The organism is Paraburkholderia sp. UCT70 (genome assembly GCF_050434085.1).
GTDB lineage: Bacteria > Pseudomonadota > Gammaproteobacteria > Burkholderiales > Burkholderiaceae > Paraburkholderia > Paraburkholderia tuberum.
The window spans coordinates 695,208-719,369 of the sequence record NZ_JBNPVZ010000004.1 but is presented as its reverse complement, the minus strand read 5'-3'; the positions used below and the strand labels follow the sequence as shown (position 1 = coordinate 719,369).

The following is a 24,162-nucleotide window of genomic DNA, read 5'->3' as shown; positions in this document are numbered from 1 at the left end:
ACAGAAAAACTACTTCTTCACCGCCCGCTGCCGCACAGCCTCGAACAGACACACTCCGCTAGCCACGGATACATTCAAACTCTCCACCGTCCCCGCCATCGGAATGTTCATGACGACATCGCAGGTTTCACGCGTCAGGCGTCGCATGCCCTCGCCTTCGGCCCCCATCACGAGCGCCACCGGCCCGTCGAGTTCCGTTTCGTAGACACTCTTCTGCGCGTCGTCGGCCGTGCCGACCACCCAGACACCCGCGTCCTTCAGTTCGCGCAGCGCGCGCGCCAGATTCGTGACCGTGATGTACGGGACCGTGTCGGCCGCGCCGCTCGCGACTTTCGCGGCGGTCGCGTTCAGTCCCACCGCGCGATCGCGCGGCGCGATCACCGCGTGGGCGCCGGCCGCGTCGGCGACCCGCAGGCAGGCGCCGAGATTGTGCGGATCGGTCACGCCGTCGAGCACGAGGATCAGCGGCGAGCCGCTGATGCCGTCGAGCAGTTCGGCGAGATTCTGCGCAAGCGGCAGATCGCCCGCGCGCGCGACCACGCCCTGATGACGTTCCGTGCGCGCGAGGCCCCACAGACGCGTTTCGTCGGCGGCGATCAGACGCACGCCCGCGTCCTTCGCGGCATGCAGGAATTCGGTCATACGACGGTCCTTGCGCGTCGCGTCGTAATAGACATCCTCGACCGTCGACGCATCGTGCCGGATACGGGCGGTCACTGCGTGGAAACCGTATAAGACCTTATGACGTGCCATGACTGAACAACCTTTGATGGGGCGCGCATTCAACGCGCGCCACTGTGATGAATATGAAACCAAAAGGCAGACCGCGCGCAACCGGCACGTGCTCACGTGCCCGCTGCGCGCGGTCCCGGCGCTGTGAAAGCCTCAGCGCTTCTTGCGTGCCTGCTTCGACGCCGCCTTGGTCGCGACACCGTGCTTCCTCGCCACGCGCGCTTCCTTGACCGCCGCGCTCTGCGCGGGCGCGGCCTTCTTGCGCCGCGGACCCGGCACCGACGCGCCACTTTCCACCGGCGGCATCACGCGCACGCGCGGGCCAGCGCCTTCTCCCTTGTCCGCCGCGATACCGCGTGTCAAAGGCGGCTTGATCGGCGTATCGCGCACAAGGCGGAAGTCGATCTTGCGCGCGTCGAGATCGACGCGGCTCACCTGCACGCGCACGCGATCCGACAGCCGGTAGCGAATGCCGGTGCGCTCGCCGCGCAGCTCGTTCTTGATCTCGTCGTACTGGAAGTAGTCGGAGCCGAGTTCGGTCACATGCACGAGGCCTTCGATGAACAGCGAATCGAGCTGCACGAAAATACCAAACGACGTGACGCCGTTGACCATGCCGCCATACTCTTCGCCGAGCTTGTCGCGCATGAAATAGCACTTGAGCCACGCTTCGACATCGCGCGATGCTTCGTCCGCGCGGCGCTCGTTCGCCGAGCAGTGCAGCCCAAGTTCTTCCCAGATCGCCACGTTGTTCGCGCGCCCGCGGGCGCCGCGCTTTTCCTCGTCGGCCTGCTGCATCGCGCGGGCGCGCGGCGACAGTGCGGTATTGAGCTCGACGCCGTGCGGCGGCTGCGGCTGATACTTGCGGCCCTGCAGGATCGCGTAGATCGCGCGATGCGTGAGCAGGTCGGGGTAACGGCGGATCGGGCTCGTGAAGTGCGCGTAGGCCTCGTAGGCGAGGCCAAAGTGGCCGATGTTGTCGGGGCTGTAGACCGCCTGCTGCATCGAGCGCAGCAGCATCGTCTGCAGCATCGAGGCGTCGGGCCGGTCGCGGATCTGCGCCATCAGTGCGGCGTAGTCGCTCGCGTGCGGCGTGTCGCCGCCGCCGAGCGTCAGACCCATGCCGCGCAGGAAGGTACGCAGGTTCTCGAGCTTTTCCGCGCTCGGGCCCGCATGCACGCGAAACAGGCCCGGATGCTTGTTGCGCTTGAGGAAGTCCGCCGCGCACACGTTCGCGGCCAGCATGCATTCCTCGATCAGCTTGTGCGCATCGTTGCGCGTGCGCGGCACGATCTGCTCGATCTTGCCCTGCGCGTTGCAGACGATGTACGTCTCCGTCGTATCGAAGTCGATCGCGCCGCGCTTCTGACGCGCCGCGAACAGCGCCTTGTAGACGCCATACAGATTCTGCAGTTGCGGCAGCAACGCGGCGCGGCGGGTCGCTTCCGGGCCTTTGGTGTTTTTCAGCACCGCGGCGACTTCGGTGTAGGTGAGCCGCGCGGCCGAATGCATGACGCCCGGATAGAACTGATACGCCTTCACGTCGCCACGCGCGGTGACGATCATGTCGCACACGAGCACGCAGCGGTCGACTTGCGGATTCAGCGAGCACAGTCCGTTCGACAGCTTCTCCGGCAGCATCGGGATCACGCGGCGCGGGAAATACACCGACGTGCTGCGCTCGATCGCGTCGGTATCGAGCCCGCTTTGCGGAAGCACGTAATGCGACACGTCCGCGATTGCGACGATCAGGCGGAAGCCGTCGCCGCGGCCCACCTGCACCGGCTCGCAATAGACGGCGTCGTCAAAGTCGCGCGCGTCCTCGCCGTCGATCGTGACGAGCGGCACGTCGCGCAGATCGACGCGATGGCGAATGTCGACCGGGCGCACTTCGTCGGGCAGCTTCGCCGCTTCGGCCAGCGCGGCCTCGCCGAACTCGTGCGGCACGCCGTACTTGCGCACCGCGATTTCGATTTCCATGCCAGGGTCGTCGATATCGCCCAGCACTTCGACCACGCGGCCGAGCGGCTGCGAATGACGGCTCGGAAAATCGGTCAGTTCGACCACCACGACCTGGCCAACTTTCGCCTTGCGGGTGTTCTGCGTGATCAGGATGTCGTGGCCGATGCGCTTGTCTTCGGGCGCGACGATCAGCGCGCCGTTCTCGTTGAGCAGACGGCCGATCACGCGCTTGTTCGCGCGGTCGGTGACCTCGACGATGTGCCCTTCCGGCCGCCCGCGCCGGTCATAGCCGACGATGCGCGCGAGCACGCGGTCGTTGTGCATGACCTTCTGCATCTCGCCGTTGGGCAGGAACAGGTCGTCCTGGCCGTCGTCGCGAATCAGGAAACCGTAGCCGTCGCGATGGCCCTGGACGCGGCCCGCGACGAAGTTCGACGGATGGGTCAGTTGATAGAGATTGCGCTGATCGAGCCGGATCTGGCCGTCGCGCTCCATTGCGCCGAGACGCTTGAAAAATCCTTCGCGCTCCTGGCGCTTGATCGACAGGGCTTCGGCGATGTCGTTCGCGGCAAGCGGCATTTCACTCGTGCGCAGCACGCCGAGGATTTCTTCGCGGCTTGGAATCGGATACGGAAATTTGCTCAAGGGCTTGTCGATGATTTTTTCTCGTTGCATGGACGTCGGTCGGCGATGTGATCCGGCCTGGAAGGCGTTTGCGTATTGCGCGCAGTCGCGCTCGGCTGCATCTGCACGGCGGCTGCGCTGGCTCGGTCATTGCACCTGCTGCTTTCTGCTCTTCTGCTCCACTGCGATTTGCACCGGAAACTGCCTGGGTCCGGCTCGTTCGACGCCAGCCGACGCGCGTCCGCCTGATCGCATGTCGACACTCGCGTCGGGACGCCGGATGTGCATCGTGCCAACGAACTACTGCGAGGCATTCTAACACCCGTGTCGGGCACCACGCGGGCCTGCGGCGGTGGTTGGGACGCATAGTGCGCCGGGCTCGCCGCGAGGTTGAATCGCGTTCGGCAAATCGCTTGACAGGTCGGGACCTGACGTTATAATGACGGTCTTTGCTGTTCATCATCTGCCCAGGTGGCGAAATTGGTAGACGCACTAGGTTCAGGTCCTAGCGGTGGCAACACTGTGGAGGTTCGAGTCCTCTCTTGGGCACCAGATTCAAAAGTAGAGCCGCCTTTTGGCGGCTCTCTTTTTTGTAAGGCCTGGTAGTCGAAATCGTTGTTTGTGTTTCGATTGGCGGATCAGCAGGACGGTGGTTCAGCAGCGATTGCATTACTTCGCTGCGCGTTCAACCGAGCGGATGAGAAAAGCAAGTTTGTTTGAAGCAGGAATTGACAAGCTTAATCATCTTGCTAAAATAGCGGTCTAGCTTGAAGACGTGCCCAGGTGGCGGAATTGGTAGACGCACTAGGTTCAGGTCCTAGCGGTGGCAACACCGTGGAGGTTCGAGTCCTCTCCTGGGCACCAACAGCTATTCCGGCGTAAGCCGAAGAAGTCCGAGAAACCCCGTAAAGTCAACGTCTTACGGGGTTTTTTGTTCTCTACAGATCCCTTGCGTTCCACTGACATCGACGATTTTTGCGTATGCTGTTGCGTATACCAGATTCGGGGGCAAACCCATGCCCAGACGCGTCGAACCGAAGTCAGAGTTGGTGTTCCGTGCAGCTAAAGCGCGTGCGCGCTCCTACCTTCACGCAGATGGAAACGGACTCGCCCTGAGAGTCCAGCCAAACGGCGCCAAGACCTGGCTGTTCCGCTACCGACGACCGAGCACGGGCAGGGAGAACTTCCTCAGCCTCGGCCCCTACCCCGATATCACGCTCGTTGATGCACGACGGTCGGCCACTACCGCGCGCAATCTTGTACGCGAGGGCACCGATCCGGTAGAACATCGCCGGGCCGAATCCACAGCACGCAAACGCGTAGCCGAAGGCGCCTTCCATCTCGTGGCGCAGCGTTGGCTCGACTTCAAACGCAAGGAATGGGCAGACGAAACCTACCGGAAAGCGGAGTTTGTCGTACGCGAATACCTGACTCCCGCGCTCCGCAACAAGCCCATCTCGACGCTTGCCACGCCGGAGGTCAAGCCCATACTCGAAGCGATCGCATCCCACGCGCCCAACCTCGCGACCAAAGCAAGGCAATATGTCGGTGGCATCGTGACGTACGCCGTTCAGAACGGACTGCGCGAAGATGGCGCCGCCTTGACACTCCGCGGCGTTGTGCCACGCCACAAGAAAGGCCACATACCAGCGATCACCAGGCCTGCGGACATCGCTCCGCTCGTTCTTGCCATCGATGCCTACGAGTCGCCTATTACACGCGCCGCCCTCAAGCTCACCATGCTGACCGGCCTTCGCCCAGGTGTAGTTGCCGCAGTGCCGTGGGACGAGGTAAACCTCAAGACAGCTGAATGGCATGTTGCAGCCGAGCGGATGAAAATGCGGCACGATCATATCGTGCCATTGCCGAAACAGGCCATCGCCGTCCTGAACGAGTTGCAGTCACTTACCGGTAAGGGGCACTATGTCTTTCCGTCCCCTGCCCGCCAAAAGACTCCTCATTTACATCGAGATGCATTGAGCAAAGCACTGCGAGAGATGGGCTTTCAAGGAAAACACGCGACGCACGGTTTCCGGGGCATGCTCCGCACGGTCGGACGAGAACGACTCGGTATGGATATCGATGTACTGGAAGCGCAACTGGCACACGCCAAGCGTGGCGATGTACAAAAGGCCTATGACAGAACAACGTTTGACGACGATCGTCGCAGGGTCATGCAGGAGTGGGCCGACTATATTGATCGGCTAAGCATGCCAACGACGGCCGCAGGATCAAGCAAGCAAACCTGAGCACCATACCCACTCAATTGACAACCACCCGCCGCAAACCCACCGCAGAGCCTCGCTCGGCTCCCATTGCACCCGCCGATACCGCCAGCGATACCGGCATTTCATCCTGGCACTCAACGGCTTTAGGTGGGCCGCATCGGAAAATCAACGCCCCCCGCCTTAAAAAATCGTGAAAGCCACGCATCTCAAGACGACTTGGCAGGTTGATACCGTCATCGGTACCGTCAAGTCACGCCCTTTTGCAACGCGATCAACCCTGAACCGCGGTTCGAGCTTCTCTGACTACAACGACGACTTTTGAAGATAATCGGAAGCATCACGCGCAACCGACGTTGCAGAGCCAGCCGGCTCAGCCCGGAAGTTGCAGGTCCACAGCAGGCTCGCCGGGACGTCGGCGAGATTCGCGTGTTCCATGAATGCCTCAGTGCTTCCGAACGTTTTCACCCGATGGTCGCTTAACCGTAGCAGCCATACGAGCGCGCTGCGCACGCGTTCGTCGTCCTCGACCTCGAACACTTTGGGAGGAGCGTGTTCATGATTTTCGCGGCGAACCGGTTTCTACTTCCGTGCCCCGCGCGGGGAGCAGGATATGAAACACTGCGCCGCGTTCGCCATTACTTTCGGCCCACAGGCGCCCACCATGCATGGTGATGATGGTGCTGCTGATCGACAGGCCTAATCCCAGCCCGTGTGCCTTCGACGTGATATACGGCGTGAACAATCTGCCGATCTGCTCGGTGCTCAAACCCAGGCCGCGATCGCTTACAGCAATGCTTACGCCGCTTCTGTCCAGCGCGCCCATCACTGCTACGGAAACAACCCGGTCCTCTGCGGAACATCCTTCTACCGCATCAAACGCGTTCGTCAACAAGTTGGCCATGACCTGCTGCAGCTGTATGTTGTTGCCGTGCACGACCGGCAAGTCCGGGACGATATCTAACGACATCTGTATGTCGCGCACGGCAGCATCGCGACGCATGCGCTGAACCACTGAGCGGACCAGGTTGCCCATGTCGAGGGGGAGCGTTTCGTGGGGAGCCCGTCTGGCCAGCTGCTGCATCGTCCGGACAATTTCGTTGGCCCTGAAGCTGCTATCCGCGATGTCCGCCATCGCCTCGCGCAACTCAGACAGGTTTGGCACATCCATCCCGAGAATCCGCTGCGCCGCCTCTGCATTGCTCAGGATCGCCGTCAGCGGCTGCCTGATCTCGTGGGCTCCTCCACCTGTCATAAACTCCAGTTCCGACATCCGTGCCAGATGCGCCCCCAGTTCCTCGTCCCGACCAGCTTTCACCTGCTCGAAAACCAGCCTCCAGGGGGCGAAAGCTCGGTTGGGCACCGCGTGCTCTTGATGTTCACGGCAACACAGCCTCCGTCCTTGCGGCTTGCAATGACGGGTTTCATTGCGCCGCGGGCGGACGGCTCATCACCGAAAGATCGCACTTCGGTCGGGGACTCTCCACCGGGTGCTGTCAACTGAGGAAAGACTGTGCCGCAGCACATGCCGGAGAGTTCTTCCGTCGTATAGCCGAGCAGCGATGCTGCGCAGGCGTTGGTGCAGATGATCGTAAGCCAGTCGTCCACAACAGCGACTGGATATGGAACCAGTTCGATCAGCGATTTGATGCAATCTCTGCGAAACCGAAAGTTGCATCTTCGTGTCCAGCAAGCGGCCCGCCCGATCCTGCGCAGGAAAAGTCATGACAAATCCCCGTACCAATGCTTTCGATGTCCACGCGGAAACGCGCCATTGCAGCAGGATTGTGACGGCATTCACAGCCTCGCACCGGACAGGTCGATTTGGTCCGCTCATTCCGCCGACTAATCAGCCGGAAGTAGTGGATAGGCAGAATGGGCGCCAAGGGGGACACGACATTCAGGACTGGCCGGACTGACCACCTTTCCCATATTAGTAAGATTTCCATTACTTGCCCACGCCATATTTTTTACCGCTTTCCGCCGCCGATCGCCTATAGGGCGACGATCTGTCCGCACCCGGGCACCTTGATGACCGTTGAACCCTAAATGCGGCCGTAGAGGTCACGCGGGGTGAACGTCCGGAGAGGGTCTCCCTTCGGGGTTGGGCGCCCCTGGCCGCTGCTTGCTGGCGAACGCGGCCATGATGAATTGGCCGCTGGTGGCGATCCTACACCCTACATCCGCGCTCTCGAGGCGTTCGCAGGAACGCGCGGTCTGCTTCCCGAGCAATTGTGGGATCTGCCCGATCTGCCCAACACGCCCTTCGTGACCGGCGGGCCGACGGGCTCAGCCACACCGCTCGCGTGGGCCCACTCCGAATACATCAAGCTCGTTCGCTCCGCTTCTGATGGTCACCATCCAGACTGAGGCGCGCGCCATTCAGGTCCATGCCGATGGCGCGCGCCATCTGGCTCACTCTGGGCAGCGCGTCACGCAGCAGCGGCGATTCGTTGCGGTTGCCCGCAGCGGCGACGAACTAGGGTGCTTCAACGTGTGGGGCTGCGCCTCCGAAACATCATCGCGATGACGAGGCCGCCATCGGACGCGTTGGAGATTTGAAGTGTGCCGCCGTGATGGCGAACGAGACGGCGCACGATGGCGAGACCGAGGCCGCTATGCGCGGTGCCACCGCGCGCGGGATCGAGCCGCACGAAAGGGCGCAGCACGCGGTCGAGGTCGGGCGCGGGCACGCCGGCACCATGGTCGCGCACCGCGAGTTCGTAAAGCTCCTCATGCGCTCGCGTGGATATTTCGACGGGCGGCTCGCCGTAGGTCAGCGCATTCTCGACGAGGTTCGACAGGATGCGGTCGACATCGACGATGGGCAGCGTGAAGCCCGGCCCCGCGCGCAGGTCGAGCGTGACGAGCGCGTCTGCGTCCTGTTCGCCGCCAGGACTCAGCGCGTCCCTGTAATCGCGGCGGCAGTGCGCATCCACGCTGATCTGCGGCGAGCCTTCGGGGCTCTCCCTGGCAAAGTCGAGGAACTGCGTGATGACGCGCGACATGGATTCGGCATCGCGTAGGAAACCATCGCGATCGCCCGGATCGGCAAGCAGGTCCGCACGCACCTGCATGCGCGTGATCGGCGTGCGCAGATCGTGCGCGATGCTCGCGAGCATCACGGCGCGCTCGCGCTCGGCCTCGGCCAGTTCGCGCGTCATGTCGTCGAAGTCGCCGATCAGTTCGCGGAGCTCGCGCGGCCCGCGCTTGCGCACGTGGCTCAAGTGATGGCCCATGCGATGCTCGCGCGCGGCTGCGGCGAGGTCGCGGATCGGCCGGTTGAGTTGCCAGGCAAGCACGACAGCGACCACGATGGCGAACACCAGCGTGAGAGTCAGCACGCCGGTGAAACGGCTCGGCGGCACCTCCGCCTGCGGCAGCACGATGCCGCGCGAGCTGCCCGCGGGCAGGACGCGGAGCGTGCCTTCGCTGTCCAGCGCGACGTGGCTGCCTGCGGGCAGGACGCGCCTCAGACGCTGCTCGAGCGGCCCTATCGTGTCGTTGAGGAAACGCTGAGCGTCGGCGGGCGGGAGCCCGTGAATGTCCACCAGAGAAATGCCGAGGATGTCCGCCACGGAACGTTCGTGCCCGGTGTCCTGCTGGCTCATTTGTGCACCGGCCTCCACAACGCGCGAAATATGGGACGCGGCGAGGCTCGCCCGTGTGCGGTCGATCAGCAGCAGCGACGTGAGGTGCACGAGTAGGAGCAGGCCAACCGTGGTAACTACGAGCCGGCCAAACACCGTATCAAGCGGATTCTTCATCGGCCGGGTTGTCGGGAACGAACATGTAGCCGACGCCGCGCATGGTTTGCAGCCGGCGGGGATTGGACGGGTCGTCCTCGATCAGCCGGCGCAGGCGCCACACCGGTACGTCGATGCCGCGTTCCGTGACTTCGGCATCCGGGCCGTGGAGCAGCTCGATGAGGCGCGTACGCGAAAGCGTTTCCATGGGGTGCGAGGCGAGCACTTCGAGCAGCGCGTATTCGCCGCCCGTGAGCTTCACGGGTTCGCCGTCGCACAGGAGCGTGCGCGTCGAGAAATCGAGTTCGAAACGTCCGAACCGGCACGGCGCGCGCTTCTCCGGCGCCGCCGTGGTCTGCGGCTGGCCCTGCCGGCGCAGCACCGCGTGGATGCGCGCGAGCAGTTCCTGCGGCATGAAGGGCTTGCCGAGATAGTCGTCCGCGCCGAGTTCGAGCCCGAGCACACGGTCCACGCCTTCAGCGCGGGCCGTGAGCATGACGACCGGAATCGTGTCGCCGCTGGCTCGCAGCTGCTTGAGCGCCGTGAGGCCATCCACACCCGGCATCATGAGGTCCAGCACGATGATGGATGGGCGCTCGCGTTCCAGCCGCCGCGCCAGATTCGTGGCGTCGTGCAATACGGAGAACGCGATGCCGCGCTGCTGGAAGAACTTGCGCAGCAGATCGCGCAGTTCGGCGTCGTCGTCGACGAGCAGGACTTGCAGGGCGGAATCGGGCGTGGAAGGTGCGTGCACTTCAGGCATTCGGGGCGGCATGAGGACGGGGTTATCGTAGCCCGGAAAGGGCACGATTGGCTTTCGGAATATTACTGAGATCTGCGGTCGCTAACGCAAAGGCCGCGTCGTCCCGCGTTTCGTGCGCCGAACGCCCGAATCTCTTTCGCCGGTCTTGATGCGTCACTGGACAGTAAGTTTCCGTAAGCACGAAAACATGCGGCATCGGTAGCTTTATGCCTTGCCCAGCACCCGGTCCCGCTACGGCTTCCATTAAGGCTCCCGCCACGGCGCCCGGTGCGGTCCCGTTCTCGCGTTGCGAGGCATTGCGATGTCCAACAGGTCAAAGATGAAGACGCCAACCACCCTGATCCACGATGCGCACCACCGCCTGCACCGCCTGCGTTGGAGGCCGCGTCGGCTGTTTGCAGCACTCTCGATGCTCGCGATACTGGGCACCGCCGGCTGCAACAGGCAAGCAGGCGCACCCGCCGGCTTTCCCGCGCAAACCGCCCAAGTGGGCGTACTCACGCTCGCACCGCAGCGGATCGTAGAGACCACCGAGCTCTCCGGCCGGCTTTCCTCGCAGAAGGTCTCCGACGTCCGCCCGCAGGTGAGCGGCATCATCCTCAAGCGGCTCTTCGTGGAAGGCAGCGACGTGAAGGCGGGCCAGGTGCTCTACCAGATCGATCCTGCCACCTACCAGGCCGCCTACGACCAGGCACGCGGCACGCTCGAGAAAGCGCGCGCCACGCTGGCCTCCGCGAAGACGAAGGCGGACCGCTACACGGACCTCGTGAAGATCAACGCCGTGAGCAAGCAGGACTACGACGATGCGGTTGCCGCCGTTCGCGAGGATGCCGCGGATGTCACCGCCGACGAGGCATCGCTCGAATCCGCGCGCGTGAACCTCGAATACACGCGCGTGCGGGCGCCCATTTCAGGCCGCATCGGCGCATCGACCGTGACCGAGGGTGCGCTCGTCACCTCGGACCAGACCACCGCGCTCGCCACGATCCAGGCGTTCGACCAGATGTATCTCGACGTCACGCGCCCCAGCACGGAATGGCTGAAGCTGCGCAAAGCGTTCGCCTCCGGGCGTCTGAAGAAGACCGGCAGCGACAGCGCCATCGTCACGCTGGTGATGGAAGACGGCACGGAATACGCACACCCCGGCGCGCTGCAGTTCTCCGGCGTCACGGTGGACGCCACCACGGGTTCGGTCACGTTGCGCAGCACGTTCCCGAATCCCGAACGCGAATTGCTGCCCGGCATGTTCGTGCGCGCGAGCCTGGAAGAAGGCGAGAACGACAACGCGATACTCGTGCCGCAGATGGCAGTAACACGCGCGTCGGACGGCAAGGCAAGCGTCTACGTCGTGGACGCGTCCGGCAACGCCCAGCAGGCGACCGTGGTCGCCGACAACGCGTTCGGCGACCAATGGATCGTGACCTCGGGCCTGCACGCCGGTGACCGCGTGATCGTGAGCGGTTTGCAGAGCGAGCATGCGGGGGCGCCGGTCAAGGTGGTCGCCGATACGTCGCAGACGGGATCGAATGCACCATCGGATGCGTCAGCAGCAAGCACGGCCGCGGCCGTGTCCGCGCAACGCTAGGCGGAGAACGACATGGCAGAGTTCTTCATCAAGCGTCCGATTCTCGCGTGGGTCGCCGCCATCGTCATCATGCTGGTGGGTGCCGCCGCGGTCACGAGCCTTCCCGTCGAGCAGTACCCCACCATCGCGCCACCCTCGGTACAGGTCACGGCGACCTACCCCGGCGCCTCAGCCGACACCGTGGCGGCAACCGTCACCCAGGTAATCGAGCAGAAGCTGAGCGGCATCGACAACGTGCTGTACATGTCCTCCACGAGCAGTTCCGCGGGGCAGGGCACCATCACGTTGACGTTCAATCCCGGCACGAACCCCGACATTGCGCAGGTGCAAGTCCAGAACAAGGTGACGCAGGCCACGCCCACCTTGCCCCAGACCGTGCAGGAACAAGGCGTGCAGGTGGCGAAGGCATCGACGAACTACCTCATGATCGTCGCGCTCTCGTCGCCGGGCGGCACCTGGAATTCAGTGGATCTCGGCAACATCATCGCCACCCAGATCGAAGATCCGCTCTCGCAGCTCAACGGCGTGGGCGACGTCACGCTGTTCGGCGCGCAGCACGCCATGCGCATCTGGCTCAACCCGGTGAAGCTGCGCAGCTACGGCCTCACGGCCTCGGACGTCACCACGGCGATCACCAATCAGAACGTCGAGCTCACCACCGGCCAGGTGGGCGGCGCGCCCGCAACGGACTCGCAGGCCATCAACGCGACCATCCGCTCATCGAGCCTGCTCACCACCGCCGACCAGTTCGCCAACATTCTGCTGCGCGTGAACAGCGACGGCTCCCGTGTGCTGATCAAGGATGTCGCGCGGGTCGAGGTGGGCGGCGACAGCTACGAGACCTCGTCGCGCCTGAACGGCAAGCCCGCGGCGGCACTTGCCATCAAGCTCGCCACCGGCGCCAACGCGCTGCAGGCCGCAAACGCGGTTCGTGCGAAGCTTGCCGAACTCCAGCCGCAGTTGCCGAAGGACGTGGCGCTCAGTTATCCGTACGACACCGCGCCGTTCGTGCGCATCTCGATCGAAGAGGTCGTGAAGACGCTGTTCGAAGCCGTCGTGCTCGTGTTCCTCGTGATGTACCTGTTCCTGCAGAACGTGCGCGCCACGCTGATTCCCACCATCGTGGTGCCGGTGGCGCTGCTCGGCACGTTCGGCGTGATGTCGATGATCGGCTTTTCGATCAACGTGCTTTCGATGTTCGCGATGGTGCTCGCCATCGGCCTGCTCGTGGACGACGCGATCGTCGTGGTGGAAAACGTCGAACGCATCATGATCGAGGAGAAACTCGAACCGAAGGAAGCCACGCACAAGGCGATGGGCCAGATCACGGGCGCGCTGATCGGCGTGACCACGGTGCTCACCGCGGTGTTCATCCCGATGGCGTTCTTCTCGGGTTCCACCGGCGCGATCTACCGGCAGTTCTCCATCACGATCGTCTCCGCGATGCTGCTTTCGGTGATGCTCGCGCTCACGCTCACGCCGGCCTTGTGCGCCACGCTGCTCAAGCGTGCCGACGTGGAACATCACGAGAAGCGCGGCTTCTTCGGCTGGTTCAACCGCTGGTTCACCAAAAGCAATGCGGGCTACAGCAGCTCGCTCGCCCGCGTGGTCGCGAAGCCCACGCGCTACATGCTCGTCTACGGCGTGATCGCCGGCATCGTGGCGTTGCTCTACGTCACGCTGCCCTCCTCGTTCCTGCCCGACGAAGACCAGGGCTACTTCATCGTGTCGATCAGCGCGCCCGCGGGCACCCCGGCCTCGCGCACGCTGAAGACGGTGGAGGCAGTCGAGCACTACGTGCTGAACGACGAACCGGGTGTCAAGCAGGTCATCGCCATCAACGGTTTCAGCTTCAACGGCCAGGGGCAGAACAACGCCATCGCCTTCGTGAGCCTCAAGGACTGGAGCCAGCGGGGCTCTCATGACAGCGCGCAGGCCATCATCGCGCGCGCCAACCAGCATTTCGCGGCGAACCGCGATGCGCAGATCTTCGTGCTGAATCCGCCCGCCATTCAGGAACTCGGGACGCAGAGCGGCCTCGACTTGGAGATAGAAGACCGCGGCGGCGCCGGGCACGACAAGCTCCTCACGGTGCGCGACCAGTTCCTCGGCATGGCGTCGAAGGATCCCACGCTCGCGATGGTGCGCCCGTCCGGCCTCGAAGATACGCCGCAGTTGCAGGTGGATATCGACCGCGAAAAGGCCAACGCGCTCGGGCTTTCCATCTCGGACGTCAACGACACGTTGCAGACCGCGTTCGGTTCGTCCTACGTGAACAACTACATCGACACGGGGCGTGTGCAGAAGGTCTACGTGCAGTCGGATGCGCCGTATCGCATGATGCCCACCGATCTCGGCGACTGGTATGTGAAGGCGAGCAGTACCTCGTCGAGTTCGTCTTCGTCTTCGTCTTCGTCTTCGTCGTCTTCGACAACCACCACCACGAGCACCAGTAGCAACACCACAGGCTACGACTCCACCATGGCGCCGTTCTCGTCGTTCGCGAAGAGCCACTGGACGTTCGGGCCGCCGCAGATCGAGCGCTACAACCGGCAACTCGCCACGGGCATTTCAGCCGCCACGCGGCCCGGCGTGAGCACCGGCGAAGCGATGAACGCGGTCGAACAACTCGCCCGCAAAATGCCGCCCGGCTTCGCCGTGGAATGGACGGGACAGTCCTACCAGGAGAAGCAGGCCGGCTCCCAGGCCACGATGCTCTACGCGATCTCGCTCGTCATCGTATTCCTGTGTCTCGCGGGCCTTTACGAAAGCTGGTCGATCCCGCTCGCGGTGTTGCTCGTCGTACCGCTCGGCGTGCTCGGTGCGCTGCTCGCCGCGCATGGACGCGGACTCTCCAACGACATCTACTTCAAGGTGGGGCTGCTGACCACCATCGGACTCTCCACGAAGAACGCGATTCTGATCGTCGAGTTCGCCAAGGACCTTCAGGCGCAGGGACACAGCCTCGTCGACGCCGTGCTCGAAGCCGCCCATATGCGCCTGCGCCCCATCCTCATGACCTCGCTCGCGTTCGTGTTCGGCGTGCTGCCGCTCGTTATCAGCACGGGCGCCGGCGCCAGCGCGCGCCATGCGATCGGCACGGGCGTGACGGGCGGCATGATCGCCGCCACGGTACTCGCCATCTTCTTCGTACCTGTCTTCTTCGTCGTGGTACGCAGACTGTTCAAGGAACACGGCCACACCATGGATGCGGCCGAAACCAACGAGGGCAACGCATGAAACGCACACTGATCGCCCTTCTGTGCGCCGCCGCGCTCGGCGCCTGTTCGCTGGACCCGGCCTGGCAACGCCCGTCGGCGCCCGTCGATAGCACGTGGTCCACCGCGCCCGCGCCGGCGCAGTCGAAAGCGGCAACGGCGGCCACCGCTGCCCCGCTCGCCGCTGACCTCGGCTGGCGCGACTTCTTCAAGGACCCGTGCCTGCAGAAACTGATCGAACTCGCGCTCGCGAACAATCGCGACATGCGCGTGGCCGCACTGAACGTGGCCGAGTACGAGGCGCAGTACCGCATCGCGCGCGCCAACATCGGTCCGACCATCAGCGCGTCGGGGTCGGTCACGCGCGAACGCTGGGAAGGCTCCACCAGCGCGTATAGCTCGAGCAGCGCGAGCGTGGGCCTCACGTCGTGGGAAATCGACTTCTTCGGCCGCCTGCGCAGCCTGAAACGCCAGGCGCTCGAGCAATACCTCGCCACGGACGCCGCCCGCACGAGCACGCAGATCAGCCTGATCGCGACGGTCGCCACCGACTATCTGCAACTACACTCAGACGAAGCCCTGCTGCAGATCACGCAAGACACGGTGGATGCGGACCAGCACACCTACGATCTGACGGTCAGCATGATGAAGATGGGCAGTGCATCGATGCAGGACGTGCGCCAGGCCGAAAACTCGCTTGCCGCCGCGCGTGCGAGCCTCGCCTCCTACACGCGCGCAGTGGCACAGGACCGCAACAACCTCGTCGCGGAAATTGGCGCGCCGCTGCCCGCCGATCTGCCCCAGGGTCCCGCGCTGATGGAGAACGAGAACACGCTCGCGGACATCGGTGAAGGCGTGCCATCGGATCTGCTCACGCGCCGCCCCGACATCGTCGAGGCCGAGCACACGCTCAAGGGCGCCAACGCGAACATTGGCGCGGCACGCGCCGCGTTCTTTCCGAAGATCGAGCTCACGGCGTCGGCGGGCAGCACCAGCAGCAGCCTCTCGAATCTCTTCAAGGCCGGCACGGGCGCGTGGACCTTTGCGCCGTCCATCTCGGTTCCGATCCTGGACTTCGGCTACAACCGGGCCTCGCTCGACGTCGCGAAGGTAGAGAAGGACATCGACATCGCCAACTATGAAAAGGCCATCCAGACGGCGTTCAAGGAAGTGTCCAACGCGCTTGCGGGGCGCACGACCTACGTATCGCAAGTGGCCGCGGACCGCGACTACGCGAACTCGGCGCAGCAGTACTACGATCTCGCGCAGGCACGCTACCGGGCCGGGACCGACAGTTTCCTGACCTTGCTCGACGCCCAGCGCACGCTCTACAGTGCGCAACAGCAGCTTGCGACGGACACGCTCGCCAGGCAGTCGAACCTGATCACGCTGTACAAGGTGCTGGGCGGCGGCTGGTCGGAAACGAGCGCCGTGGCGCAGCAGTAGCCATACGTCCCATAAATCGACATCAAGGGAACGCCGATCCGATGTACCAGGCAACCTTGATTACTCGAAAAATGCACAGAGCGTGAGAGTACGGACGATGGGTCGTTCCCGGGAGGGCTGACCTATCGTCCCTGCCGTATGTGCCGCCGTTACCTCCCTGACGGCAATCGTCAACACTCGCCATCTCAAAATAAAGTGGCGATCTGCGCCTGAACGATGAGGCTGTTGCGCGTGCGGTTGCGAGCAGCGGTTTCGGTCTATTTCCTCTACACAAGTGCCGACAGCGAACTCGCACCGCAAGAGGATCAAGGGGTCGTCATTCTGCAGCCGACTTCCGCGCCGGACGCGACGCTGCAGCAAAAGGAGGCGTTCGGCCGTCAGGTCGCCGACATCATGGCCAACGTTCCCGAGGCCGCGCAGACGTTCCAGGTCGAGAGCCCGTCGCAGTCGATTGCCGGCGTGACGTTCAAGCCGTGGCGAAGTACTCCAGAAATCCGACGCGCTTAATCGCCTTGTTCACGATCTCCCCTGTTTCGAGGTCCACGTGGTGCACCTGAAACACTGACTTTGCTATGTCAACTCCAACTGGCGTAAGCTGCAGGGCGGATCCTCCGATTTGCCTGTGAAGACCTTCATGATCTTCCATCTTGGGCACTCTGATGCCGTCGGCTCGTGAGGATCCGTCTGCATCCGGGCTTACCCTGGCGGATCGCAGGGTTGGGAGACGTTCATTTCATTGCCTCAACTTCAGCAGGCGGGATGTAGCCGATGGGTTCCATCAATCGATGATGATTGAACCAGGCCACCCATTCCAGCGTTGCCAACTCGACGGACTCGCGTGTTTTCCAGGCGCGGCGATGAATCAGTTCGGCCTTGTACAAACCGTTGATTGTCTCGGCCAGTGCGTTGTCGTAACTGTCGCCACTGCTACCAACCGAGGGCTCGATGCCCGCTTCAGCCAGTCGCTCGCTATAGCGAATGCTAACGTATTGAGCCTCTGTCGGAGTGATGTATCAACGTTCCATCGCCGCCTGGGCGCCGCGCATAAAGTGCCTGTTCAAGTGCATCCAGAACGAAGCCTCTAGTCATCGACGAACTGACGCACCAACCGACAATCCGTCGGGCAAACACGTCGATCACGAACGCCACGTAGAGCCAGCCCTACCACGTCGAGACATAGGTGAAATCAAAAACCCGGAGCTGGTTTGGCCGGTCTGCCCTGACCTGCCGGTTGACCCGATCCAGCGGGCGCGCGGCCGCCGCATCGGCAATGGTCGTGCGAACACGTTTGCCCTCGCATTACGCCACGCAAACCCAGTTGCTTCATCAGCCGTTCGACCGTGCAGCGAACCACCGCGATATGCTCCCGGTTCATCTGCTTCCAGACTTTATCCGCTCCGTAGACGATCGGTAGTTCACGCAAGCCGCTCACCGATGGGCGTTGGCCTCCGCTCCCCCCAGGATAAGCGACCTGCAGTGCCCCGGTGCCGCGCGGACTATATGGGTCTCCCGGGCGATGAACGGCTCGGTATATTGCGCGGCGTCCATCGCGAATCCCTGATTGACCGGCGCGCCTCCAAAGGCGCAGAGGGTCGTGGTAGGGGTGCCAGTCATGGTCGAGCGCAATGCGGCGATCGCGGTGCCGCACATCCGGTTGCCTGTGAGGCTCAACACGCCGATGACCCTGCTGGTCCCCGCTTGCGGCTTCAACTATTCCAGTCGCGTGTAAATAGCGAGGGCGAGGGCCCATTGTCGCCGGGCAATCTGCTCAACCTTACCCGGATGTAACGTTCGGCCAAGGTTCTGGCAACGTTGACCGGCCAATATGACTTTCGTGAGACCGGCATGTGGGTCCTCCGTCAACAGGTACGACGTGCCGCGAACGGATCTCCACAGCGGATCCGCCCCGCAACATAAACGGTGCGCTCTGGAGTGTCGACAATGGGCGGCAGGCAAATTTGGCAGACGATGAGCTGTGGACCTGCACCGTGCGCAGGGACACGACCTCAAAAAGTTGGCGGGACAGATGCCATGAGAATTTATGTCTTTCTATTCGCTCTTGCCAACATGGTGTCTGGCTGCGTTACCTACCAGCCCAAACCCCTCTCTGAAATTCCCCCGCTGCCCGATGCGGTCTTGTCGGAATCCGACAAGACAATGTTGGTGAGCAAGGCCGAGCAAATCCGCCACCCGCGCATCGCCCCCATCACGCTCGACTTCTCCAGACCCTTGACCGGCGATGAACTCGCCGTAATCGCCGTGCTGATCAACCCCGATCTCAAGGCCCTGCGCGCCAAGGAAGGGGTTGCAGAAGCGCAGGTGTTCGATGCGGGCTTACTACCTGACCCACAGCTCGCGCTAGGTCTCTCTCTTCCAACGAGTCGGCAGCCCGGTCTGGTCAATGCCTACAATCTCGGCCTGAACTGGGACATCCTCAGCCTCATTACCCGTCGGGCCAGCGAGCGAATCGCCGTGGCCAAACTATCCGCGGTGCGTAATGACGTGGCCTGGAACGAATGGATGATCGCCAACCATGCCTGGCTGCTTGCCGAGCGGGTGACGTATCTTCAAATACAGGAACGCCTGGCCCGCGATGCAGCGGCTACCGCGGCGCAGCTATGCGAAATCAGCCGGCACAATCTTCAGCGACACGATATCAAGATCGATGAATTCGCCCTGCGCCAAGTGGCTTATCTCGATGCGCAGGATCGAACGCTCGCCTTGACGCGGGAGCTGGAAAAAGCCCGTCAGGAATTGAACCAGGATCTCGGGCTGCCGCCGTCGGAGCGATTGGTCGTAGCGGCCAGACCGATTTCCGTGCGGCCGCATTTGGATGCCCAGGCGCTATTTGATACGGCGCGAGATCAACGACTCGATCTCATCGCCTTGCGCGCCGGCTACGCGGCGCAGGAAAACCAGTTGTATAAGGATTTGCTGGCCCGTTTTCCACAGATCAACCTGGGCTTGAATCGTGCACGCGACACCGGTGATGTCACCACAATCGGTTTCAGCATCAGCATGACGCTACCGGTCTTCAACGGCAACCGGGGGACTATTGCCGTTGCCCGCGCGACCCGCGAGCAGCTCTATGTGGAGTACCTTGCCAGGCTTTACAAGACGCGAGCGGATATCGCGGCGCTGGTCGCCGATCTGGAACGGATCGATCGGGAGATGGTGCCGCTGCAGAACCAGTTGCCGGAACTTCAGCGCGCAGAGCAGCGCATGCGAGGCGGCGTGGACAGCGGCGACGTGACCCTGATCAACTACGAAACGGTGCGCGCGAGCTTGCTCGACAAGCGGCTCAAGCTTTCCAGTCTTGAACAGGCGGCATCGGAAGAGCGGATAGCGCTGCAGCTCGCCACGGGTGCGCCGTGGCGTTCCCAGGAGAGCGCTCGATGAGGATAGCAATCGCCATAATCGGCGCTGCGCTGCTCTGCATGGGCTGCAGCGGCAAGACTGCCGATGCCAACCAGGCGCAGTCCGCGGCAAGCCCGCCGCCCGTGCGGGTCATGGTGACGGCCGCGAAACTCGCGCCGATTACCAGGACCCTTACGGCTTACGGCACCGTGGAATATTCCCCCGACGGCGCGCGCAGAATAAGCGTGCAAGCGGAGGAAGTCGTGACGCAACTGTTGGTCGCCGTGGGACAGCCGGTGAGCAGAGGCGACAGTCTGCTTACATTGGAACCCAGTGCCAACGCCCGCCTCGAACTTGATAAAGCACGGATCGAAGTGCAGTTCGCGCACAAGGAGGTGCAGCGCCTGGATGATCTTCGCCAGCGGCAACTCGCAACCAACACCGACGTGCAAGCCGCCGAGAAGTATCTCGCTACGGCAGAGGTGGCGCTCGCCAACATCGCCCGGCGCCATGAAGGAGGTGGACCGCATGTGGTGCGGGCCAATGTAGCGGGAACCGTGCAGACCGTCACTGTGCAGGTCGGGCAAGTGGTGGCGCCAGGCGCGCCTCTGGTCACCATCGGCAACCGCGATCGCTTACGCGTCAAACTAGGCTTGGAGCAGGACGATCTCGCGCGGATCCACATCGGTCAACGCGTCGAAGTGGTTCCGATCAACTCGGCGGAAACGCCGATATCGAGCACCGTAGAGAAGATCTATCGGCAAATCGATCCAACGACTCGCCTGGCGGACGCGGTGATCCCCTTGCCACGGGCGCATGGCTTGCTTCCCGGTGCGATGGTGCGGGCGGAAATCGTTGTCGAAGCGAATCCGCACGCACTCGTGGTACCGCGCTCCGCCGTGCTCTCCCAGCAAGGCAAGTCATATGTATTTGTGGATGATCACGGGCACGCCAGGGAGCGTCCGGTGGAAACCGGTGAGGACAATGGGAAAGTCATCGAGATCCGCAAAGGGCTCGTCGCGGGACAAAGCGTCGTCACAGTCGGCAATGCCGAATTGACAGCCGGCATGGCATTGCACACGGAGCCGCAAAAATGATTGGCGCGTGGCTGCAGCAGCACCGCCGGTCGCTGCTAATAGTGACCGTTCTGCTCGCCCTGGGCGGTGGTTTCGCGGCGTTCAGCCTGCCGGTTGCGCTGTTCCCCAACATTCAGTTTCCGCGCATCATTGTCGGCGTTGATGCCGGCGACCGGCCGGTCGATCGCATGATCCTGGAAGTCACCCAGCCCCTGGAACAGGCGTTGAGAGGCGTGCCGGGCGTGCAGGACATACGCTCCACGAGCAGCCGGGGCTCGGCGGAGATCTCGGTGAACTTTGCTTGGGGCACCGACATGATCACTGCACTCGTCCAGGCGGAGTCAGCGGTGAACAAGCTGTTGCCCAACTTGCCGCGCGAAACCAAATTCACCGCCCGGCGGCTGGACCCCACCGTATTTCCTGTGCTGGGTTTGGCACTCACTTCGAAGACGCGCGATCTGGTCAGCCTGCGCGATTTTGCCTATTATCAACTGCGTCGCGAAATATCCACGGTGTCCGGCGTCGCGAACGTGGATACGCTGGGCGGCAGGCAAGAGGAATATCATGTGCAGGTCGACCCTGCACGGCTGCGCGCACTCGGGATTTCGATCAATAGCGTGGTCACCGCGCTTTCCGCGAGCAATGTCGTGACCGCGGTCGGCCGGCTCGAGGATCAGTACCGGCTTTATCTGCTTTTGTCGAGCACGCCCTTGCGCGGCCTCGACGATATCCGGCACACCATTCTGCGCAGCGGCAGCAACGGCGTCGTCACGCTGGGGGACGTTGCAGACGTGCGGCGCGACACAGTCCCCGAATGGACGACCGTGACCGCCAACGGCAGCGATGCGGTGCTGGTCAATGTGTTCCAGCAGCCAGGCGCGAACACCGTCGCCATCACTCAGGAAGTGAAGGCGGCTGTGGCCGCTTTCACCGTTCCCGCCGACATTCAGATCAAGCCTTATTACGATCAATCGAAATTGGTGCTGGCTTCCGAAAAAAGCGTGCGCGATGCGATCGCCATCGGCGCGATTTTCGCCGCCGCTGTGCTGTTCCTGTTTTTGTGGAATTGGCGCGTCACCCTGATCATCGCGCTGATGCTGCCGACGGTCCTGGCCGCTGCCATCTTGCTCCTTCACATGCTAAACATGAATTTAGACATGATGACTCTGGGCGGTATGGCCGCGGCGGTCGGGCTCATCGTCGATGATGGCGTCGTGATGCTGGAACATATCATGCGCCGGCTGAAACAAGAGCCGCAGTTGGGGAAAGATCTGGAGAAGAATAGCGTAACGCGTCGCGATACGGTGCTCAGGGGCGCCATGGAAATGAGCCGCCCGTTATTGGGTTCGTCGCTGGCGACTACGGTGATCTTCCTGCCGCTGGCTTTCCTGAGCGGCGTCGCAGGCGGGTTCTTCAAGGCGTTAGCGCTGACCATGGCCTCGGCGCTGTTCATTTCCTTTTTTGTGGCCTTTTTCGTGGTGCCGCTGCTGGGCGAGTTCTTGCTGGCAGGAGCTCAGCCCAAGACAAGAAAGCAGTACATCATGCACTGGCTCGAGGCCCGCTACAGAGTCTTGATGGGCGGGCTTCTCACGCGTCCGCTATGGGCATTACCGATTGTCGCGCTACTGTGCATCGCCGGTTTTTTCGCTTATACGCAGGTCGGTTCAGGCTTCCTGCCGCACATGGACGAAGGAGGATTCATCCTCGATTACAAGGCCGCGCCCGGGACTTCCCTAACGGAAACCGATCGCTTGCTGCGCCAGGTAGAGCAGATCATTGCGAAAGTGCCGGAGGTGGACAGCTATTCGCGCCGCACCGGGTTGCAGCTTGGCGGCGGCCTTACGGAAGCGAACGCGGGCGACTTTTTCATTCATCTCACCGTCAGGCGTAGCCGTGGGATCGACGCGATCATGTCGGAAGTACGCCAGCAGGTGCAGCAAGACGTGCCGGGACTGCAGATCGAAACCTCGCAACTGGTCGAGGATTTAATTGGCGATTTGACCGCGGTTCCCCAACCCATTGAGATAAAGATATTCAGTAGCGATGTGAGTGTCTTAAAGAGCCTGCCATCCAGAATTGCCGCAGAGATTTCCAAGGTGTCCGGCGTAGTGGAGGTGAAGAATGGCATCGTGATAGCGGGAGACGCTATCGACATCGAGATCGATCGGGTCAAGGCGGCGCTCGAAGGATTGGATGAAAAGTCGATCACCGGCCAGATTCAGGACCAGCTCGGCGGCAATGTGACGAGTCAGATACAGTCCAAAGAGAAGATCATCGGCGTGCGGATCTGGACGCCCCAGCGCCTGCGCGAGCGAATTTCGCTACTGCAGAATACACTGCTGCAGGCGCCCGATGGGCATTACCTGCCCTTGAAACGCGTGGCGCAAATAAAGATCGCCGTCGGGCAGCCGCAAATCACTCGTGAAAATTCCCGGCAGATGGTGGCGGTCACGGCGCGCATCGTAGGGCGCGACCTGGGCTCGACCGTGCAGGACGTCAAGACCGCCCTCGGCAAGCTGCAACTTCCTGGCGGCGTGCAATTGAAATATGGCGGTCTGTATAAAGAGCAGCAGAAATCATCCCACGATCTGCTCATCGTGTTCGTCGCCGCGGTACTGCTCGTATCCGTCTTGCTGCTGTTCCTGTATGAGCGGCTCACTGTCGTTATAAGCATACTCGCAACGACTTTGCTCACCCTCACGGGCGTGTTCGTGGGGCTCTGGCTCACGGGTACCGAGCGCAATATCTCGGCGATGATGGGCATGACAATGATCGTTGGCATGGTCACCGAAATCGCCATCTTCTACTTTGACGAGCTTGATGTGGCAACGCGACCGGGGCCTGAGGCATTGATTGATGCCGGCGTTGGTCGCATGCGCGCGATCCTGATGAGCGCCATCATCGCCATTTTGGCCTTGTCGCCGCTAGCGTTGGGGCTCGGCGCTGGATCGGGGATGCTGAAGCCACTCGCCATCGCCATCATTGCTGGCCTCATCGTGGCGGTGCCGCTAGTGTTGCTGCTGATGCCCGCCCTCTACGCTTCGATGAACCGCCTGTTGGAACGGGACTGAGCGCTCGCGAGGAGCACATTTACAAGGGGAACGAAGAAGCGGAAAGCAGCACGGTCGAACTCCTGGGTTTACGGAGTTTGGAAAAAACTGGGCACCCACGTCATCAGGAATGTCATGGGGGATGGGCGCTACCCAGGAGAGAGTGAGTATTAGCTGTTTCGTCGCGACCTGGAGGACGATCAGCGCAAAGAAATCGCCTCGCCGCTCCCGGCCAACAAGATAGCTTGACTGCTGACTTCGGGCCCATTGCGTTACGAGGCCGATCAAGACGCGCGAATTTTGCATACCGGACTGCCTTATTGCGGCAAAACCCAATTCGCCAATCCTTACCTGGATGTAACGTTCGGGAAAGATCCC

13 protein-coding genes, 2 tRNA genes and 2 pseudogenes are annotated in these 24,162 nt (G+C 62.5%); 10 read left to right on the top strand and 7 right to left on the bottom strand.

The genetic code is table 11. The annotated features are described in order from the left end of the window. Positions 1-9: 9 nt before the first annotated feature. Positions 10-753 (bottom strand): 23S rRNA (guanosine(2251)-2'-O)-methyltransferase RlmB, encoded by a 744-nt coding sequence (gene rlmB / locus OKW41_RS28805; RefSeq protein WP_184029367.1) that lies wholly within the window; start codon positions 751-753, stop codon positions 10-12. A 132-nt stretch (positions 754-885) separates the two neighbouring features. Beyond that, positions 886-3,369 carry a ribonuclease R gene (gene rnr / locus OKW41_RS28800; protein ID WP_429574728.1) on the bottom strand — a complete coding sequence of 828 codons (2,484 nt, stop codon included), beginning with the start codon at positions 3,367-3,369 and terminating at the stop codon, positions 886-888. A 414-nt stretch (positions 3,370-3,783) separates the two neighbouring features. On the opposite strand from rnr, the gene OKW41_RS28795 reads away from it, so the two are divergent. The 3 genes from OKW41_RS28795 to OKW41_RS28785 all read left to right on the top strand — a co-directional run bounded on the left by OKW41_RS28795 (position 3,784) and on the right by OKW41_RS28785 (position 5,567). After that, positions 3,784-3,870, top strand: a tRNA-Leu gene (locus OKW41_RS28795). 225 nt (positions 3,871-4,095) lie between these two features. Beyond that, positions 4,096-4,182, top strand: a tRNA-Leu gene (locus OKW41_RS28790). 152 nt (positions 4,183-4,334) lie between these two features. Continuing rightward, a complete protein-coding gene (locus tag OKW41_RS28785) occupies positions 4,335-5,567 on the top strand; it encodes a tyrosine-type recombinase/integrase (RefSeq protein WP_429449284.1) in 1,233 nt (410 codons plus the stop codon). Between the two features lie 532 nt (positions 5,568-6,099). On the opposite strand, the gene OKW41_RS28780 is transcribed toward OKW41_RS28785, so the two are convergent. The 3 genes from OKW41_RS28780 to OKW41_RS28770 form a co-directional block, all read right to left on the bottom strand. Beyond that, complete coding sequence (locus tag OKW41_RS28780; protein ID WP_429574727.1) at positions 6,100-6,906, bottom strand: sensor histidine kinase; 807 nt, start codon at positions 6,904-6,906, stop codon at positions 6,100-6,102. A gap of 1,126 nt (positions 6,907-8,032) precedes the next feature. Next, positions 8,033-9,310 (bottom strand): ATP-binding protein, encoded by a 1,278-nt coding sequence (locus OKW41_RS28775; RefSeq protein WP_429574726.1) that lies wholly within the window; start codon positions 9,308-9,310, stop codon positions 8,033-8,035. Next, positions 9,294-10,052, bottom strand: coding sequence for a response regulator (locus OKW41_RS28770; RefSeq protein ID WP_429574725.1), 759 nt, complete (start codon positions 10,050-10,052; stop codon positions 9,294-9,296). Before OKW41_RS28770 ends, OKW41_RS28775 begins: the two co-directional genes overlap by 17 nt. Positions 10,053-10,371: 319 nt before the next feature. On the opposite strand from OKW41_RS28770, the gene OKW41_RS28765 reads away from it, so the two are divergent. The 4 genes from OKW41_RS28765 to OKW41_RS28750 all read left to right on the top strand — a co-directional run bounded on the left by OKW41_RS28765 (position 10,372) and on the right by OKW41_RS28750 (position 16,808). Beyond that, entirely contained in the window at positions 10,372-11,637 is a 1,266-nt protein-coding gene (locus OKW41_RS28765; RefSeq protein ID WP_429576501.1) for an efflux RND transporter periplasmic adaptor subunit, read from the top strand. A 12-nt stretch (positions 11,638-11,649) separates the two neighbouring features. Next, positions 11,650-14,877, top strand: a complete 3,228-nt coding sequence (locus OKW41_RS28760) for an efflux RND transporter permease subunit (protein WP_429574724.1) — start codon at positions 11,650-11,652, stop codon at positions 14,875-14,877. Further along, the gene (locus tag OKW41_RS28755; RefSeq protein ID WP_429574723.1) at positions 14,874-16,301 is read left to right on the top strand and encodes an efflux transporter outer membrane subunit; all 1,428 of its coding nucleotides are present in this window, start codon (positions 14,874-14,876) and stop codon (positions 16,299-16,301) included. The genes OKW41_RS28760 and OKW41_RS28755 overlap by 4 nt, the downstream gene beginning before the upstream one ends. 231 nt (positions 16,302-16,532) lie before the next feature. Further along, complete coding sequence (locus tag OKW41_RS28750; protein WP_429449272.1) at positions 16,533-16,808, top strand: hypothetical protein; 276 nt, start codon at positions 16,533-16,535, stop codon at positions 16,806-16,808. On the opposite strand, the pseudogene OKW41_RS28745 reads toward OKW41_RS28750, so the two are convergent. Together OKW41_RS28745 and OKW41_RS28740 are read right to left on the bottom strand one after the other, a co-directional pair. After that, positions 16,777-16,902 (bottom strand): annotated as a pseudogene (locus OKW41_RS28745) (IS110 family transposase); the annotation flags it as partial. The gene OKW41_RS28750 and the pseudogene OKW41_RS28745 sit on opposite strands and share 32 nt — an antisense overlap. Before the next feature lie 127 nt (positions 16,903-17,029). Next, a pseudogene (locus tag OKW41_RS28740) lies at positions 17,030-17,706 on the bottom strand (IS3 family transposase); the annotation flags it as partial. 626 nt (positions 17,707-18,332) lie between these two features. Between OKW41_RS28740 and OKW41_RS28735 the strand changes: the two are divergent. The 3 genes from OKW41_RS28735 to OKW41_RS28725 are packed head-to-tail and all read left to right on the top strand — an operon-like array spanning position 18,333 to position 23,805. Continuing rightward, a complete protein-coding gene (locus OKW41_RS28735) occupies positions 18,333-19,700 on the top strand; it encodes a TolC family protein (protein ID WP_429574722.1) in 1,368 nt (455 codons plus the stop codon). Further along, positions 19,697-20,755, top strand: coding sequence for an efflux RND transporter periplasmic adaptor subunit (locus OKW41_RS28730; protein ID WP_429449268.1), 1,059 nt, complete (start codon positions 19,697-19,699; stop codon positions 20,753-20,755). Before OKW41_RS28735 ends, OKW41_RS28730 begins: the two co-directional genes overlap by 4 nt. Then, positions 20,752-23,805: an efflux RND transporter permease subunit gene (locus tag OKW41_RS28725; protein WP_429574721.1), complete on the top strand. Its 3,054-nt coding sequence runs from the start codon at positions 20,752-20,754 to the stop codon at positions 23,803-23,805. The genes OKW41_RS28730 and OKW41_RS28725 overlap by 4 nt, the downstream gene beginning before the upstream one ends. The last annotated feature ends 357 nt before the right edge of the window (positions 23,806-24,162 follow it).